This is a genomic window from Hymenobacter caeli (assembly GCF_013294115.1).
In the GTDB taxonomy this organism is placed as follows: Bacteria; Bacteroidota; Bacteroidia; order Cytophagales; family Hymenobacteraceae; genus Hymenobacter; species Hymenobacter caeli.
The window spans coordinates 145,684-160,738 of sequence record NZ_JABSNP010000001.1 but is presented as its reverse complement, the minus strand read 5'-3'; the positions used below and the strand labels follow the sequence as shown (position 1 = coordinate 160,738).

Sequence of the window (15,055 nt, the reverse complement as noted above, 5' to 3'; positions counted from 1 at the left end):
TCACGCACCCATCCCTTGCTACCCCGCCATGGCCTCGCCGCGCAGGGCCAGCAGCTCGCGGGCGCTTTGCAGGGCGTTCTCGCTGGGCTTGGCCCCGGCAATCATGTGGGCAATTTCCCGGATGCGGTCGTCTTCGCCGAGCTGGCGGATGCGGCTCACGGTGCGGTCGGCGCGGTCTTCCTTGTACACGAAGTAGTGGGCGTCGCCGGCCGCCGCCATCTGGGGCAGGTGCGAAATGGCCACCAGCTGGTGCTTGCGGGCCATTTGCTGCATCATGCGGCCCACCTTCACGGCAATCTCCCCGCTGATGCCGGTGTCGATTTCGTCGAACACTATCGTGGGCAGGGCCGTCTTGTCGGCCAGCATGTACTTCACGCATAGCATCAGGCGCGAGAACTCGCCGCCCGACGCGGCCTTGCTCAGCGTCTGGGGCTGGGCCCCCTTGTTGGCCGTGAAGAGGATGTTCACCACGTCGGTGCCGCTGGCGGCGGGGGCCCCGGCGCGGTGGTCCACCACGATGCGGGCGTTGGGCATCCCGAGGTCGGCCACCAGTTCGCGCAGCTCGCGCTCAAAGTTTGGGAACGACTTGCGCCGGCTCTCCGAGAGCTTGGCCGCCTGCTTGATTACCGAGGTCAGGGCGGCTTCCACGTCCTTGCGCACCTTGCTGATTTGCTTGTCCAGGTTCAGCACATTGCCCACTTTCTGGCGCAGCTCGTCGCGCACGGCCAGCAGGGCCCCCAGCTCGCGCACCGAGTGCTTGCGCTGCAAGGTGTAGAGCACGTTCAGGCGCTCCTGTAATTCCTCGGCGCGGGCAGGGTCGCCCTCGGTGCGGCGCTCGGCGGTTTCCACCTCGTCGGCGATGTCGTGCAGCTCAATCAGGCAGCTTTCCAGGCGCTGGCGCAGCTCGCGGAAGTTGTCGGCGTAGGCCGACACCTGGCCCAGCAGCATCGAGGCGTCCTTCATGGTGCCGGTGGCGCAGCTTTCGCTGTCGCGCAGCCCGTGCAGGGCCTGGCTCAGCTTGTACTTGATTTCCTCGGCGTGCTCGAGCTGCTTCACCTCCTGCTCCAGGGCCTCCTGGTCCTCGTCGTCGAGGCTGGCCTCTTCCAGCTCGTTCAGCAAAAAGCTGTTGTAGTCGAGCAGCGCGTTGGCCTGGGTGGCCTGGTCCTCCAGGGTTTTCAGCTCGGCCTCCAGCTTGCGGTACTGCCGGAAGGCGTTGCTGTAGTGGGTGCGCTGCGGCACCAGCCCGGCGTAGAGGTCGAGCAGGTTGAGCTGAAACACCGTGTCGCCGAGCAGCAGCGTGTCGTGCTGCGAGTGGATGTCCATCAGGTTGGCCCCGATTTTCCGCAGCGCCTCCAGCGTCACCGGCGTGTCGTTCACAAACGCCCGCGACTTGCCCGTGGGGCTTATTTCGCGCCGCAGGATGCACTGCGCGTCGTAGTCCAGGTCCTCGGCCTCGAAAATGTCCTGGAGCTGGTAGCTGGCAATGTCGAACTGCCCCTCAATCACGCACTTCTGCGCCGTGTCAAACAGCATCTTGCCGTCGGCCCGGTTGCCCAGCAGCAGCCCGATGGCCCCCAGCATAATGGACTTGCCCGCGCCCGTCTCGCCGGTAATAATATTGAGCAGCGGCGACGGCCGCAGCTCCAGCGACTCAATCAGGGCGTAATTCTGAATACGTAAATCGACTAACATGAATCGCAGATTGTGCGGATTTAACCGCAGATTTCGTAGATTAATTTAATGGCGCGGCTACTGATTTTATTTTAATAAATAATTCTAAATCGACTGATTTGGTATCCTTCGACGAAGGCCAACAAAAAGAATTTATGCTAAAATAATCAGCGTAATCCCAAATGAATCCGCATAATCTGCGATTTCAGCGGGTGAGGATGGCCTGGTACTTCGCCGAGTTAGTAGCGTCGATATTGGTCAGCATGTTCACCAGCTGCTGCTTCTGGTTAGCGTCCTGGCTGGTGCGGAAGATGTTGGCAATCTCATCCGCCTTGGCGTCGAAAAAATACCGGAAAATCGGCTCGCTCACGCGCAGCGCGGCCACCTGCTGAATGCCCGTGAGGGCCCCCAGCACGGCCACGCGGGCTTCGTCGGGCTTCTCAATAAAGATGTCCATGCCCTGCCGGTAGTAGGCGTAGAGGCCGGCGCGGAAGGGCTGGAGCTGCGGGTCGGTGAGGTTGTTGAGCAGCTGGTAGCGGCTGCGCGAGCCCCCGGTGTCTTTCCAGCTTTCGTCGACGGCCTCGCTGCCACTCTGCGAAGCCGAATACAGGGTGATGACGCGGGCCTGTTCGTAGTTAGCGGTGCCCCCGAGGCGGCCAAACGTGTCGCGGTCGAGCCCGATGACGATGTTGGCGTAGAAGCCCAGCAGCGACGAGAGGTTGGAAACGAAGCTGTTGGGCGAAAAGTCCAGCGAGTTCGTGGGCGGGTAGTTAAAATTAAAGCTCTTGTCGACGATGCTGATGACGTTGGTTTCGTAGCCCGTGCCGTAGATGGGGCGGGTTGAAATCAGCCGCATGGTGGCCTGGTATACCGGCGACGTGGCCCCCGTAATTACGACGAACATCCGGCAGTTGATGCGCTCGCGGGGCTGGTAGGTCTGGCTGGTCCAGGCGCGCGTGTTGAGGAAGGCCTGGATGTCGCGCTCCATGTTGGCCCGGATGCTTTGGTCGGTGATGACCACGCCGGGGCCCACCGACACCGACACGGTGCAGTTCAGCTCCTGGGCCCGGGCAGCGGGCCCGGCCAGGGCCAACAGCAGCAGCGCGAGCAAACCAATGATATTTCGCATAGTCAAAACAATCAAGTTGTTACAGGCGCAGCGCGGCGAGCCAGCACCAGGCGCACCAGCTCCGTGGCCAGGTCGGCTTTCGCCATCAAATCAAAAGTAACCACCCGGCCGGCCCGGTCCAGCACGCTCACCTTGTTGGTGTCGTGGCCGAAGCCCGCCCCGGCGTCGCGCAGCGAGTTCAGCACCACGAGGTCGAAGTTTTTGCGGTGCAGCTTGTCCCGGGCGTGGGCCAGCTCGTTCGTTGTTTCCAACGCAAAACCGACGGCAAATTGTTCAGTCCGCTTGGTTTGGCCGAGGGTGGCGGCGATGTCCACGTTTTTCACCAGCTCCAGGGTGAGCGTGTCGCCGGCTTTTTTGATTTTTTCGGCGACCACGTGGGCGGGCCGGTAGTCGGCCACGGCGGCGGCAAACACCCACACGTCGGCCGCCGGGGCTTCGGCGGCGGCGGCGGCGTACATCTCGGCGGCCGTTTCCACGCGCGTGAGGTGCACGGCGGAGTGCGCCGGGGCTGGCAGGGCGCTGGGCCCGCTCACGAGGCACACCTCGGCCCCCGCCGCCGCGAAGGCCGCCGCCAGCGCGTAGCCCATCTTACCCGTCGAGCGGTTGCCGATGAACCGCACCGGGTCCAGCGGCTCGTAGGTAGGCCCGGCGGTGATGAGGACGCGCATTGCTTCAGTTATCAATTGACAGTGAGCCATTAACAATTGCGGACTGCCCCGCTGGGCGAACCAAAAAACGTCGCCAACTCGGCCACAATCTGCTCGGGTTCCAGCATGCGGCCGGGCCCCACGAGGCCACTGGCCAGCTCCCCGCTTGGCGAGTCGAACACGTGGTTGCCGAAGCTGCGCAGGCGCTGTAGATTTTGGGTCACGGCCGGGTGGGCGTACATGTCCAGGTCCATGGCCGGGGCCAGGAACACCGGGCAGCGGGCCGACAAGTACACGGCGCTTAATAAATTAGGGCACAGGCCATTGGCCAGCTGCCCGAGCGTGTTGGCGCTGGCCGGGGCCACCAGCAGCGCATCGGCCCACAGGCCCAGCTCGACGTGGTTGTACCACTGCCCGGACGCCGCATCACGCAAAAAGCCCGTCAGGACGGGCTTTTTGGACAAGGTGCCCAGGGTAAGGGGCGTGACGAACGCGGCGGCGGCTTCGGTGAGAATCACCTGCACTTCGGCCCCGGCCTGCACCAGCAGGCGCGTGAGCGCCGCCGATTTGTAGGCCGCAATGCTGCCGCTGACGCCCAGCAGCAGGCGGCGGCCCGCCAGCGGCGACAAAGGCGACGGAGGTTGCGGCACCACCGGCGCGGCCTAGAACAACTCGCGGGGCAGCGGCACCTCTACCGGCTCCGGCGTGGTGTAGTGCAGCTTGCCTTCCAGAAACTCTTCGATGGCGAGGCTGGTGGGCTTGGGCATGCGCTCATAGTGCTTGGAAACCTCGATTTGCTCGCGGTTTTCGAATACTTCCTCCAGGTTGTCCACGGTAGAGGCAAACTCGGCCAAGCGGTCGTTCAGCTCTTCTTTTAGCTTGATGGACAGCTGGTTGGCCCGCTTCGAAATTACGGCGATGGCCTCGTACACGTTGCCGCTTTCGACGCTAAAATCGGCCATGTTGCGCGTTACGATGGAGCTGGATACGGCGTTGGGTGCGGTTTTCATGGGCGGTTTATTAATTGTTTTACTGTTAAATTGACTAATTGTTGAATGGCTTTATTGTTAAATTGTTGGCGGCTCATTGGTTGGTTAATGCTCAACCAGCAACCACCAGCAATGCAACAATAAAACCATTCAGCTCATTGCTTGGCCGCAGCGGCCGCGTCGGGGGCCCCGGGCAGGCTCTTGAGCTTTTCCAGCTCGGCGCGGCTGTCGTCGTACATGGCCTGGGCCAGCTTCAGGTTCTTGCTCTGCGGGAACGTGTCGATGTAGTGCTGGTAGAACGCCACGGCGTCCAGAAACCGTTCGCGCTGCTTGGACTCGATGCTCTCCTTGGCCCAGGCGTACTGGGCGCTCAGGCGCAGGTAGTCGGCCTGCTCCACGTAGGCCGAGGCCGGGTAGTTCTGCTCGAACGTGGCCAGGGCCGTTACGGCTGCTTGGTTGTAGCGCAGCTGGTAGTAGAGGCGGGCAGATTCGAAGGCCTTGCTTTCCAGCTTCTTCTGCAATTCCTGCGACATCCCTTCTATCTCCGGCCGGAATTTGCTTTCGGGGTAGCGGTTGATGAAATCCTGGATGGTTTCCAGTGCCGACGTGGTGTTGGTCTGGTCCAGCTCGAAGCCCGGCGAGTCGCGAAACAGCGACTTGGAGTGCAGAAACGAGGCCTCCTCGGTGTAAACCGAGTTGGGGTAGGTGTCGACGAACTGCTTGAAGTAGTAGGCCCCCAGCACGTAGTTGCGCTGCTTGTAGTTGGTGTTGGCGAAGTAAAACTGGGCCTTCTCGGCCTCGGGCCGGCCTTTGAGCAGCGGCACCAGGTCTTCGAGCAAGGTGCCGGCCCGGAAGTAGTCGCCGGCGTCGTAGTAGCGGATGGCCGCTTCGTACTTTTTGTTCACGTCGCCGCTTTTCAGCAGCTTCTGGTAGCCGGGGTTGCAGGCCCCCAGCAGCAGCGCGGCCAGGCAAAAGAAAACGAGCGTCAGGCGAGAAAATGGCATAAGGGCAGCAAAGGTACGATGGCAAACCTAAAACCGGAGCGGCCGGGGCGGGCCCGCGGCTTGGCAGAGACCACCGCAGGCGGCCGAATGGTTGCACTCAAGGCCGGGCCACGACCGGCTTGGGGGCCGGGGGCGCGGGTTTGGCCGGCTTGGGCGGCGCGGCTTGGGCCGGCGGGCGGGCCACTTGCTTCGTTTTGGCCCGGGGCCGCGTCGAACTTTTCTTGCGGACGGGCTTAGCCTTAGCCTTAGCCTTGGTTTTGCGGCGGGGCCGGTCGTCGAACTGCTTGCCCAGCACCTGGCGCCGGGTAGGCCGTTCGGTGGGCCGCCAGTTGAATCCTTTCAGGCGCGTGTCCGGCTCCTTGATTTCGTGCAACGGGATGAAGTTGGCGTCCGGGTTCACCAACATTGTGATTTTCTGGAGCTTATTCTCCGCAAAGCGCATCCGCATGGTGGCCGATACGCCCTTGTTCATGCCCGTCACGGCGGTGTCGCCGTCGAGGGCGTAGGCAATGCTTTCGGCGTTGCCCAGCACGTCGATGCGCCCAATCTGGCCGTTGCGGAAGTACGCCAGGATGTTGCGGCCCTTGATTTGGTTGAAGTCCAGCAGCGTGTCCTGATTGATGACGAACGAGTTGGCGTACAGCCGCATCTGGTCGATTTTGCCGCGCTTCTGGATAATCTCCATCGAGTCGGCCCGCATTTGGGTGTGGGCCTGCCACAGCACCGGGTCGCGGTTCAGGTAAATGATGCTATCCTGCCGGTCGTAGGTCAGCGAGTCGCAGCGCCCTTGTAGGTTGGCCTTGAAAATCTGCACCTTGGGGTAGGCGTACAGCACCGGCCGCACGTTGGCCCGGCCGGGGCGGGCCTCCACACTCAGCAGCGTGTCGGCGGCCATGTACAGGGTGTCTTTGTCGGAGATGCTGCGCACCACCGGCCGGCCGCCGTAGAGCTTGGTGCGGCCCAGGGCCCGCCAGAGCCGGCCAAAGTCACCGCGCAGGGCGATGTTGTCCTTCTTGGAAATGAGCGTGACGTGCCCGGCCGCCACGCCGTAGAGCGTGGCCTCGTCGTACACCAGCTTGTCGCCGCCGAGCAAGTAGTTGGGCGTATCGATTTTGGCGTTTTTCTCAAAGTTCGACACCCGGGTGAAGGTGTTGTAATTGCCTTTCTCGGCGTACAAATTCCCCTGCGAGCCCTTGATGCGGGTGGGCCCGTCGAAGTAGGCTATCTTGCTGATGGTGTTGTAGGTGAGCGTGTCGTTGGTGAGGTCGGTGGGCCCGTTTTTAGGGTCGATGGACACCAGGTGCACGTCGCGCTTGAAGACGAATACCTTGCTATTGGTGTCGTAGAAGCCCTGCTGGCTGTCGAGCGTGTTTTGGGGGTCGGTGAGGTGGCCGGTTTCGAGGTAGGTGGCGGTTTTGCGGTTGAGGTCGTAGTTGAGCGTGGGCGTGGTCAGGGTCATGCGCGGGTCGTGCATCACCACGTTGCCCACCATGCGGGCCGTGCGCAGGTTGCCGTTGTAGTAGCCGTGGTCGCCGTTGATGGTCACGGTGTCGTTCTGGATGACGCGCACGTTGCTGAACGCCTCAATCTCGTTGCGGTCGAGGTACTGGTAGGCCGAGTCGCAGTACAGAAACGTGTCGCCCTGCTTGAAGCCCACGTTGCCCAGCACCTTGCGGATTTTTACGCCTTCGGGTGTCGTCATGCCCACGAGCGTGCCGGCCCCTTTCAGCAGCTCCACGGGCGTGCCCTTGGCGACCGGCTTGGGCGGCCCGGGGCCCACGGCGGGCCGCTGGGCCCGGGCCAGGGCCGGCAGCAGCAGCAGGAGCAAGATAAAAAAGCGGAAGCGGGGCATTTAGCGGGCAAAGGTACGGCGGCCGGCGGGGCCTAACGCGCATCTTTGCGGCTTAGTGCCTTAGGAGCCCCGTTCAGGTTCATCGTTCACTTCTGCCATGAAAATCCATCTCTTCGGGGCTTCCGGGGCGGGCGTTACCACGCTAGGCACGGCGCTGGGGGCGGCCTTGGGGGTGCTGTATTTCGACAGCGACGACTACCTCTGGGGGCCCTCCGAAGCGCCCTTTACCGTGCGGCGGCCCGAGGGTGAGCGCAACGCCCTGCTGGCCCACGACCTGGCGCAGGGGCCCCACTGGGTGCTGGGCGGCTCGCTGGTGGGCTGGGGCCCCTGGGGCGAGCGGCAGCTGGCGGTGCTCGACCTGGCGGTATTTTTATGGCTGCCCCCGGCCCTGCGCCTGCACCGCCTAAAGCAGCGCGAACACGCCCGCTACGGCGATGTTATTGCCACCGACCCCGCCCGCGCCGCCCAAACCCACGCTTTCCTGACCTGGGCCGCAGGCTACGACGACGGCTCCTGCGGCGGCAGCCGCACCCTGGCCAACCACACGGCCTGGCTCGGCCGCTTCGCCTGCCCGGTGCTGGCGCTGCGCGGCGACCTCACGGTGGCCGGGCGGCTGGCGGCCGTGCTGGCGGAAGTAGGCCGCCTGGGCTTGCGTTAACTCATTCAATCACAACGACCATGCTCGACCAAGTTCACCAGTTCATCGAAACCCACCAGCTGTTTTCCATAGAAACCGACCCCGTGCTGGTGACCGTCAGCGGGGGCCTCGACTCGGTGGTGCTGCTCGACGTGCTGCACCGGCTGGGGGCCCAGGTGGCGGTGGCGCACTGCCACTTTGGCCTGCGCGGCGAGGACGCCGACGCCGACGAGCAGTTCGTGCGCAAGCTGGCCAAGCAGTACGACGCGCCCTACTTCGCCGAGTTTTTCCAGACCAAGGCCTTCGCCGAGCGCGAGGGCATTTCGACCCAGATGGCGGCCCGGCTGCTGCGCTACCAGTGGTTCGAGCAGGTGCGGGCCCGCGAGGGACTGGCGGCCATCGCCACGGCCCACCACCAGCGCGACCAGGCCGAAACCATGCTGCTGAACCTGACGCACGGCACCGGCCTGGCTGGCCTGCACGGCATCCAGGCCAAGAACGGGGCCGTGGTGCGCCCGCTGCTGGGCCTGGGGCGCGACGACCTGCACGACTACCTGGTGGCCAACGGCTTGCGCTGGCGCGAAGACGAGTCAAACGACAGCCCCGTGTACCAGCGCAACCTGCTGCGCCACGAGGTGCTGCCGGTGCTGCGCGAAATCAACCCCGGCCTCGACCAGACGATGGCCGCCACCGCCGAACGGGTGGGCGGGGCCGAGGAAATCGTGCGCCGCTACGTGGCCGACACCGCCGCCCAGGCCCGCCGCGACGCGCCCGAGGCCACGTACTTCAGCATCGCGCTGCTCCAAAATACGGCTGCCACGGCCCTGGTGCTGCACGAGCTGCTGCGGCCCTTCGGCTTCTCGTGGGTGGTGACGAAGGAGATTGTGGCGGCCTTCAGGGGCCTGTCGGGCAAGCAGTTCGACTCGCCCACCCACCGCCTGGTGAAGGACCGCGACCAGCTCGTCATCACCCCCCGCCGGCTGGCGCAGTACGGCACCTTCCAGCTCGCCGAGGGCCAGGACGACCTGCTGGCCGACGGCCTGCGCCTGCGGGCCACCGCCCACGACGGCGCGGGCTACGCCATTCCCCGCTCGCGCAGCACCGCCGCGCTCGATGCCGACAAGCTGAAATTCCCCCTCACGCTGCGCCGCTGGCAGGAAGGCGACTGGTTCATGCCGCTGGGGATGCAGGGCAAAAAGCACCTCAGCAACTTCCTCATCGACCAGAAAGTGCCGCTGAACCTGAAGGACGACGTGCGCGTGCTGGCCTCGGCCGACGGCAAAATCTGCTGGGTGGTGGGCCTGCGCGTAGACGACCGCTTCAAGGTGACCGAGGAAACGGCGCGGGTGCTGGCCGTGCAGCGGCTGTAGCGGGCCCGGAGCTGCGGCCGACGATGTATCAATCGTCCTGGAAAAAGCCCGGATTTCCTGGCTATCCAATCCCCGGCGGGCCCTACTTTTACGGCCCAACCCCGTTTTCTCACCCAACCCGTTTCCTATGAAAGTTACTGTTGTCGGGGCCGGCAACGTGGGCGCTACCTGCGCCGACGTGCTCGCCACCCGTGAAATCGCCAACGAAGTCGTGCTGGTCGACATCAAAGAGGGCATTGCCGAAGGCAAAGCCTTGGACATCTGGCAGAAAGCGCCGATTATCGGCTACGACTCGCGCACCGTGGGCGTCACCAACGACTACGCCCGCACCGCCGGCTCGGAGGTGGTGGTCATCACCTCGGGCCTGCCCCGCAAGCCCGGCATGAGCCGCGACGACCTGATTGCCACCAACGCCGGTATCGTGAAATCGGTGACCGAGCAGGTGGTGGCCCACTCGCCCAACGCCATTATCATCGTTGTCAGCAACCCGCTCGACGTGATGACCTACCAGGCCCACCTCACCGCCAAGCTGCCCCGCGAGAAGGTGTTCGGCATGGCCGGCATCCTCGACACGGCCCGCTACCGCGCCTTTCTGGCCGAGGCCCTGAACGTGAGCCCGAAAGACATCCAGGCGGTGCTGATGGGCGGCCACGGCGACACTATGGTGCCCCTGCCCCGCTACACCACCGTGGGCGGCATTCCCGTCACCGAATTGATTTCTAAAGAGAAGCTCGACGCCATCGTGCAGCGCACCGCCGTGGGCGGCGGCGAGCTGGTGAAGCTCATGGGCACCTCGGCCTGGTACGCACCCGGCGCGGCCGCCGCCCAAATGGTGGAGGCCATCGTGCGCGACCAGCGCCGCGTGTTCCCGGTGTGCCTGGAGCTGCAAGGCGAGTACGGCATCAACGGCGTGTACCTGGGGGCCCCGGTCATCCTGGGCAAAAACGGCGTGGAGCGCGTGATTGAGCTAAAGCTCAACGACGAGGAAAAAGCCATGCTCGAAACCTCGCGCGGCCACGTAAAGGAGGTGATGGACGCGCTGGACAAGATGGGCCAGCCGGCGTAGTTACCCTTCAGATTCTGCAACATAAAGCCCCACCAGCTGCAGCTAGTGGGGCTTTATGTTGCTCAAGTGGCCACGATGACAGTCAGTTGCTCAGCATCCATTTCCAGGTAGAAAGTTGCGCAGTTGTCCAATTGCGTTAACTCTGCCAAATGCCGGCCAATGAGCTCTAGTGCTTCTCTGTCACGCAGTCCATTGCCAGTGCGAATATGAACCAGCTTGCGCGGGGTACGCTGCAGCAAGTAACTGGTGCGGAAATCTTCGTCCTTGGTAAAAACCACGTAGCCGTGGAGGTCGGCATACGCGCTTATTTCGGCATCAGTGGTTTCCGATTTCTTCGGTAGGGCGTTGACATGCATCGCATCAATACCTTGCGTGACCAAAAATTTGGTGAGCCGCACCGATAAATGCACGTCACAAATCACTTTCATCGGGGGCCCGCCAGCATCTCGCCCAATGGCCGACCACTAGCTAGTAAGCCCGCGTATTGCAGCACGGCCAAAATATCTTCGCGCTCCAATTCAGGATGTTCGTCCAAAATCTCTTCGTTGCTCATACCCGATGCCAGCAAGTCGAGGAGCACCACCACTGGCCACCGCATCCCGCGCACAATGGGCTTGCCGTGGCAAATCTCCGGGTTGATGGTAATTCGGGATAATAGATTCATAACGGGCTTAACGAAAAAGCTTGGGTTAATCTGTGGCCTTAGCATTCAGCCGTTCTATACTATTGTTGGCTGGCGCGGAAGAGCTTCTGCTTCTCGTCCTTGGATAAGCTTTCGTAACCGGAGCGGGAGATTTTTTCCAGAATCGAATCTACCTCGTCGGGGTGGGGCTGGCCGGGGGCGGCGGCCGGCCGGGCCCCGCGGGCGGCGGTCGTCACGGGCTCGGGGCGGCGGGTGGTGCTGATGCTCATGCTGGGCCGGCGGCTGAACAGGCGGCCCACGAAGTCGCCGATGGCCTGCACCGGGCGGCCCAGGTCGCGCCCGGCTTTGAGCTGCTTGATGAACAGGAAGCCCAGCAGGGCCCCGCCCAGGTGGGTGATTTCGCCGCCGGGGTTGCCGCCGTTGATGCCGGCCAGCGAGATGAGCACCACGGCCAGCGCAATCCACTTGATTTTGACGGGCCCCAACAGAATCAGAGAGAAGGTGTAGTCGGGCAGCAGCGTGGCCGCCGCCACGATGATGGCCGTGACCGAGGCGGAGGCCCCCACCACCGACGCGCCCACCCCCGGCCGGAAAGCGGGCAGGAAATTATAGCTCAGCAGAAACACCACGGCCCCCGCCAGGGCCCCCAGCACGTACAGGCTCACCAGGCGGCGGTTGCCCAGGTACTCGCGCACCAGCTGCCCGAACCAGTACAGGTTCAGCAGATTGAACAGGATGTGGAAGAAGCCCTCGTGGGTGAAGGCGTAGGTCATGATGGTCCAGGGGTGGCGGGCCAGCACGGGCAGCGCCGACGAGAGCGCAAACTGCCGCAGCACGGGCTCGTAGTAGCCGCCCACGCCGCCGATGGTGAGCCCGGCGTGCAGGACAATCAGCGCCGCGAACACCAGCACGTTCAGCAGCAGCAGCTGATTCAGGGCGTTGTCGCGGCGGTCGAACGCGGTGCGAATGTCTTGAACAATACTCATGATAATCGCAGATTTTGCGGATTTATAGGATTACGCGGATTCATCTTGAAGACTTGAAGGGCAGAAGCGCAAATTATTTAGATTTCGCGGTGGGCGCGGGAACAGCGCGGCGGTTGGCTGCTTAAAGTTATTGGCTGCTTAAAGTTAATAGAACCGCTCGCGGCCCCGCTCCCAGTAGCGCACCACCAGGAAGCCGATGAGCAGGCCGCCGAGGTGGGCGTAGTGGGCCACGTTGTCGCCGGGGGTGCGGTGCACACCGTTGTAGAGCTCGTAGGCTCCGTAGAGAAACACGAAGTACTTGGCTTTGATGGGAAAGGGAAAGAACAAGAGCATCAGCTCGGTGTTCGGAAACAGGTAGGCGAAGGCGAACAGCAGGCCGAACACGGCCCCGGAGGCACCGACCATGCCGCCGTAGGGCGAGTTCAGGAGTTCGGCCGCGGCCCCGTCCAGGGCCTTGTTGGCGGCGTCGATGTATTCAGCGTTTTGCGGGTTGCGGTCCAGGCCGTTGGCCAGGGTTTCGTAGCCGGTGTACTCGGGGGCGTAGCTGCGGAAGAACTCGGCGAAGTCGCCGCCCGACGGGGCGCGGTGGAATTCCACCACGGCCTGCTGCATCTGGTGGGTTTCGTAGGCCCGCACGCCCTCGTAGAGCAGGCCGGCCCCAAAGCCGCAAATCAGCCAGAACACCAAAAACCGCTGCCCGCCCCAGCGCTGCTCCAGCAGCGGCCCGAAGGAAATCAGGGCGAACATGTTGCCAATGAGGTGGCCCCAGCCGGCGTGCAGGAACATGTACGTCACGAACTGCCAGGGCTGGAAATACGACGAGCCGACGGGGTACAGGGCTCCGAACTGAATGAGCTGCGGCAAGACGTTGGCACTGACGACCAACAATAAAATATTCGCGATGAGCAGGTTGCGAACGGTAGGCGTGAGGTTGAACATGAACGTAAAAGTAGCGCCCGGTAGATGGCAGGCGCGGCGGTTATTTGCGGAAGAAATCGGCCAGCTGGCTGCCGTCGAGCAGTACGAGGGTTTTGCGGCCGTCGGGGGTGTAGCCGGGCACCTGGCAGGCGAAGAGGCGGTCGGCCAAGGCGTTCAGCTCGGCGTCGGGCAGGCGGGCGGCGGCGGTGCTGGCGGCCACGCGCCGGGCCAGGGCCCGGGCCAGGGCCTCGCGGCGGTCGAGGCGCAGGGGCCCGGCCGTGGCGCGGAACTGCTCAATCAGGCCTTCGAGCAGCTCTTTTTCGGCCTGGGGCGGCAGGCCGGCCGGCACGGCCTCCACGGCAATGGTGTGGGGCCCGAACTCCACGAAGCGGAAGCCCAGCGCGTGCAGCGGCTCGCTCAGCTCGCGCAGCACCGCGAAATCGGCCGGCGTGAAGCCCACCGTGCGCGGAAACAGCAGCGTCTGCGAGGCGCTGTCGGGCCGCTCCAGGCGCTGGGCGTACTGCTCGTAGAGAATCCGCTCCCGCGCCGCTTCCTGGTCAATCAGCAGCACGCCCGACTTCACCGGCACCAGCACGTAGCGCTGCTGCACCTGCACGGCGCGGGGGCCCCCTTCGCGGCTGGGCAAGTGGGGGCCCAGTACCTGGTGCTTGGTGCCGGGGTCGTCGTCGGGGAAAGCAAGGGGCAGTGCCGGGGGCCCCGGGGCCGCCGCGGGCCCGGCGGGGGCGGCAGCCTCCGGGTCTTCGGCGGGCAGGTCGTCGGGCGGGCGCACGGGCTGGCCCAGCTCGCGGTAGAAGGCTTCGAGGTCGCGGCGGGCCTGCTCGGTGGGGCGCGGGGCCTCCTGGCGGGCGTAGCCGTCGGTGCGGGTGTCGGACTGAAAATTGGCAAACGTGGACGCCCCGGCCCCGGAGCGGCGGGCGGCCGCGGCCGCTTCTACTTGAAAATCGGGGCGGCTGCCAGGGGCGCGGACGGGGGCCGGCAGGGGCTCCCCGGGGGCCCCCGCCGGGGCCTTGCCGCCGCGCAGCGGGCGGATGGGCGCGAAGTTCACGTCGCCCTCGAAGTCGAGCGAGGGCGCGATGTTGTGCAGGCCCAGGCTTTGCTTCACGGCGGCCCGCACCACGGCGTACACGGTTTTCTCGTCCTCGAACTTGATTTCCGTCTTGGTCGGGTGCACGTTGATGTCGATGGCCTTGGGGTCCAGCTCCAGGAACAGCACGTAGAACGGATGGGCCTCGCGCGGGAGCAGGCCCTCGTAGGCCGCCAGCACGGCGTGGTTGAGGTAGGCCGAGCGGATGAAGCGGTTGTTGACGAAGAAAAACTGGTCGCCGCGGCTCTTTTTGGCCGATTCGGGCTTGCCCACGAAGCCCTTCACCGTGATGAAGGGCGTGACTTCCTCGCAGTTGGCCAGCTGCTCCTTGTAGCCGTGGCCCAGCAGCTGCACGATGCGCTGGCTGAGCTTGCCCGCCGGCAGGCCGAACACCTCCAGCTCGTTCTGGAACAGCGAAAACGCCACCTGCGGGTTGGCCAGCGCCACGTGCTGGAACTCGTCGAGGATGTGGCGCATCTCCACGGCGTTGCTCTTGAGGAAGTTGCGCCGGGCGGGCACGTTGAAAAACAGGTTTTTCACGGCGATGCTCGTGCCGTCGGGGCAGGCCGTGGGCCGCTGGCTGGTCACCTGCGAGCCCTCCACGAGCAGCAGCGAGCCGGTGTCCTGGGCGGGCTGCTTGGTGCGGATTTCGACCTGCGCCACCGCCGCAATGCTGGCCAGGGCCTCGCCCCGGAAGCCCAGCGTGCGGATGCGGAACAGGTCTTCGGTGCTGCGGATTTTGCTGGTGGCGTGGCGCTCCAGGCTCATGCGGGCGTCGGTGGGGCTCATGCCCGTGCCGTTGTCCACGACCTGCACCAGCTGCTTGCCCGCTTCTTTCACGATGAGCTGCACTTGCAGGGCCCCGGCATCGACGGCGTTTTCCAGCAGCTCCTTCACCACCGAGGCCGGGCGCTGCACCACTTCGCCGGCCGCAATCTGGTTGGCGAGGTACTCAGGAAGCAGGCGGATGATGTCGGGCATTCTTGGTTGGGTTATGAGTTGTGAGTTATGGGTAAGTTGTGAGTTATGGGTAATAAA

Annotated in this window: 15 protein-coding genes; 3 read left to right on the top strand and 12 right to left on the bottom strand. The window is 64.2% G+C overall.

Annotated elements, in window-relative coordinates; all coding sequences use genetic code 11:
• Nucleotides 1-18: 18 nt before the first annotated feature.
• The 7 genes from recN to HNP98_RS00655 form a co-directional block, all read right to left on the bottom strand.
• Nucleotides 19-1,692, bottom strand: coding sequence for a DNA repair protein RecN (gene recN / locus HNP98_RS00680; RefSeq protein WP_173808119.1), 1,674 nt, complete (start codon nt 1,690-1,692; stop codon nt 19-21).
• Between the two features lie 184 nt (nt 1,693-1,876).
• Nucleotides 1,877-2,800: a type IX secretion system protein PorD gene (gene porD / locus HNP98_RS00675; protein ID WP_173808118.1), complete on the bottom strand. Its 924-nt coding sequence runs from the start codon at nt 2,798-2,800 to the stop codon at nt 1,877-1,879.
• 11 nt (nt 2,801-2,811) lie between these two features.
• Nucleotides 2,812-3,468: a phosphopantothenoylcysteine decarboxylase gene (locus tag HNP98_RS21665; RefSeq protein WP_246274903.1), complete on the bottom strand. Its 657-nt coding sequence runs from the start codon at nt 3,466-3,468 to the stop codon at nt 2,812-2,814.
• A gap of 29 nt (nt 3,469-3,497) precedes the next feature.
• Nucleotides 3,498-4,100, bottom strand: a complete 603-nt coding sequence (locus HNP98_RS21660; protein WP_317171007.1) for a flavoprotein — start codon at nt 4,098-4,100, stop codon at nt 3,498-3,500.
• A 9-nt stretch (nt 4,101-4,109) separates the two neighbouring features.
• A complete protein-coding gene (locus HNP98_RS00665; RefSeq protein ID WP_173808117.1) occupies nt 4,110-4,457 on the bottom strand; it encodes a DNA-directed RNA polymerase subunit omega in 348 nt (115 codons plus the stop codon).
• A 134-nt stretch (nt 4,458-4,591) separates the two neighbouring features.
• Nucleotides 4,592-5,440 (bottom strand): outer membrane protein assembly factor BamD, encoded by an 849-nt coding sequence (locus HNP98_RS00660; RefSeq protein WP_173808116.1) that lies wholly within the window; start codon nt 5,438-5,440, stop codon nt 4,592-4,594.
• A 97-nt stretch (nt 5,441-5,537) separates the two neighbouring features.
• The gene (locus HNP98_RS00655) at nt 5,538-7,292 is read right to left on the bottom strand and encodes an OstA-like protein (RefSeq protein ID WP_173808115.1); all 1,755 of its coding nucleotides are present in this window, start codon (nt 7,290-7,292) and stop codon (nt 5,538-5,540) included.
• Nucleotides 7,293-7,389: 97 nt separating this feature from the next.
• On the opposite strand from HNP98_RS00655, the gene HNP98_RS00650 reads away from it, so the two are divergent.
• The 3 genes from HNP98_RS00650 (at nt 7,390) to mdh (ending at nt 10,365) form a co-directional block, all read left to right on the top strand.
• Nucleotides 7,390-7,950, top strand: a complete 561-nt coding sequence (locus HNP98_RS00650) for a P-loop NTPase family protein (protein WP_173808114.1) — start codon at nt 7,390-7,392, stop codon at nt 7,948-7,950.
• Between the two features lie 20 nt (nt 7,951-7,970).
• Nucleotides 7,971-9,299 (top strand): tRNA lysidine(34) synthetase TilS, encoded by a 1,329-nt coding sequence (gene tilS, locus HNP98_RS00645; protein ID WP_173808113.1) that lies wholly within the window; start codon nt 7,971-7,973, stop codon nt 9,297-9,299.
• 127 nt (nt 9,300-9,426) lie between these two features.
• Nucleotides 9,427-10,365, top strand: coding sequence for a malate dehydrogenase (gene mdh, locus HNP98_RS00640; protein ID WP_173808112.1), 939 nt, complete (start codon nt 9,427-9,429; stop codon nt 10,363-10,365).
• A gap of 62 nt (nt 10,366-10,427) precedes the next feature.
• On the opposite strand, the gene HNP98_RS00635 is transcribed toward mdh, so the two are convergent.
• The 5 genes from HNP98_RS00635 to mutL all read right to left on the bottom strand — a co-directional run bounded on the left by HNP98_RS00635 (nt 10,428) and on the right by mutL (nt 14,998).
• A complete protein-coding gene (locus tag HNP98_RS00635; protein WP_246274902.1) occupies nt 10,428-10,745 on the bottom strand; it encodes a DUF5615 family PIN-like protein in 318 nt (105 codons plus the stop codon).
• 44 nt (nt 10,746-10,789) lie between these two features.
• Nucleotides 10,790-11,029 carry a DUF433 domain-containing protein gene (locus HNP98_RS00630; RefSeq protein WP_173808110.1) on the bottom strand — a complete coding sequence of 80 codons (240 nt, stop codon included), beginning with the start codon at nt 11,027-11,029 and terminating at the stop codon, nt 10,790-10,792.
• Between the two features lie 59 nt (nt 11,030-11,088).
• A complete protein-coding gene (locus tag HNP98_RS00625; RefSeq protein ID WP_173808109.1) occupies nt 11,089-11,994 on the bottom strand; it encodes a rhomboid family intramembrane serine protease in 906 nt (301 codons plus the stop codon).
• 144 nt (nt 11,995-12,138) lie between these two features.
• Nucleotides 12,139-12,933, bottom strand: a complete 795-nt coding sequence (locus HNP98_RS00620) for a rhomboid family intramembrane serine protease (protein ID WP_173808108.1) — start codon at nt 12,931-12,933, stop codon at nt 12,139-12,141.
• Nucleotides 12,934-12,973: 40 nt separating this feature from the next.
• The gene (gene mutL, locus HNP98_RS00615; protein ID WP_173808107.1) at nt 12,974-14,998 is read right to left on the bottom strand and encodes a DNA mismatch repair endonuclease MutL; all 2,025 of its coding nucleotides are present in this window, start codon (nt 14,996-14,998) and stop codon (nt 12,974-12,976) included.
• Between the last annotated feature and the right edge of the window lie 57 nt (nt 14,999-15,055).

What these genes read in the sequence shown, in the direction of transcription:
- recN (WP_173808119.1), bottom strand. Translation starts at nt 1,692, where the DNA reads ATGTTAGTCGATTTACGTATTCAGAATTACGCCCTGATTGAGTCGCTG.
- porD (WP_173808118.1), bottom strand. Translation starts at nt 2,800, where the DNA reads ATGCGAAATATCATTGGTTTGCTCGCGCTGCTGCTGTTGGCCCTGGCC.
- HNP98_RS21665 (WP_246274903.1), bottom strand. Translation starts at nt 3,468, where the DNA reads ATGCGCGTCCTCATCACCGCCGGGCCTACCTACGAGCCGCTGGACCCG.
- HNP98_RS00665 (WP_173808117.1), bottom strand. Translation starts at nt 4,457, where the DNA reads ATGAAAACCGCACCCAACGCCGTATCCAGCTCCATCGTAACGCGCAAC.
- HNP98_RS00660 (WP_173808116.1), bottom strand. Translation starts at nt 5,440, where the DNA reads ATGCCATTTTCTCGCCTGACGCTCGTTTTCTTTTGCCTGGCCGCGCTG.
- HNP98_RS00655 (WP_173808115.1), bottom strand. Translation starts at nt 7,292, where the DNA reads ATGCCCCGCTTCCGCTTTTTTATCTTGCTCCTGCTGCTGCTGCCGGCC.
- HNP98_RS00650 (WP_173808114.1), top strand. Translation starts at nt 7,390, where the DNA reads ATGAAAATCCATCTCTTCGGGGCTTCCGGGGCGGGCGTTACCACGCTA.
- tilS (WP_173808113.1), top strand. Translation starts at nt 7,971, where the DNA reads ATGCTCGACCAAGTTCACCAGTTCATCGAAACCCACCAGCTGTTTTCC.
- mdh (WP_173808112.1), top strand. Translation starts at nt 9,427, where the DNA reads ATGAAAGTTACTGTTGTCGGGGCCGGCAACGTGGGCGCTACCTGCGCC.
- HNP98_RS00630 (WP_173808110.1), bottom strand. Translation starts at nt 11,029, where the DNA reads ATGAATCTATTATCCCGAATTACCATCAACCCGGAGATTTGCCACGGC.
- HNP98_RS00625 (WP_173808109.1), bottom strand. Translation starts at nt 11,994, where the DNA reads ATGAGTATTGTTCAAGACATTCGCACCGCGTTCGACCGCCGCGACAAC.
- HNP98_RS00620 (WP_173808108.1), bottom strand. Translation starts at nt 12,933, where the DNA reads ATGTTCAACCTCACGCCTACCGTTCGCAACCTGCTCATCGCGAATATT.
- mutL (WP_173808107.1), bottom strand. Translation starts at nt 14,998, where the DNA reads ATGCCCGACATCATCCGCCTGCTTCCTGAGTACCTCGCCAACCAGATT.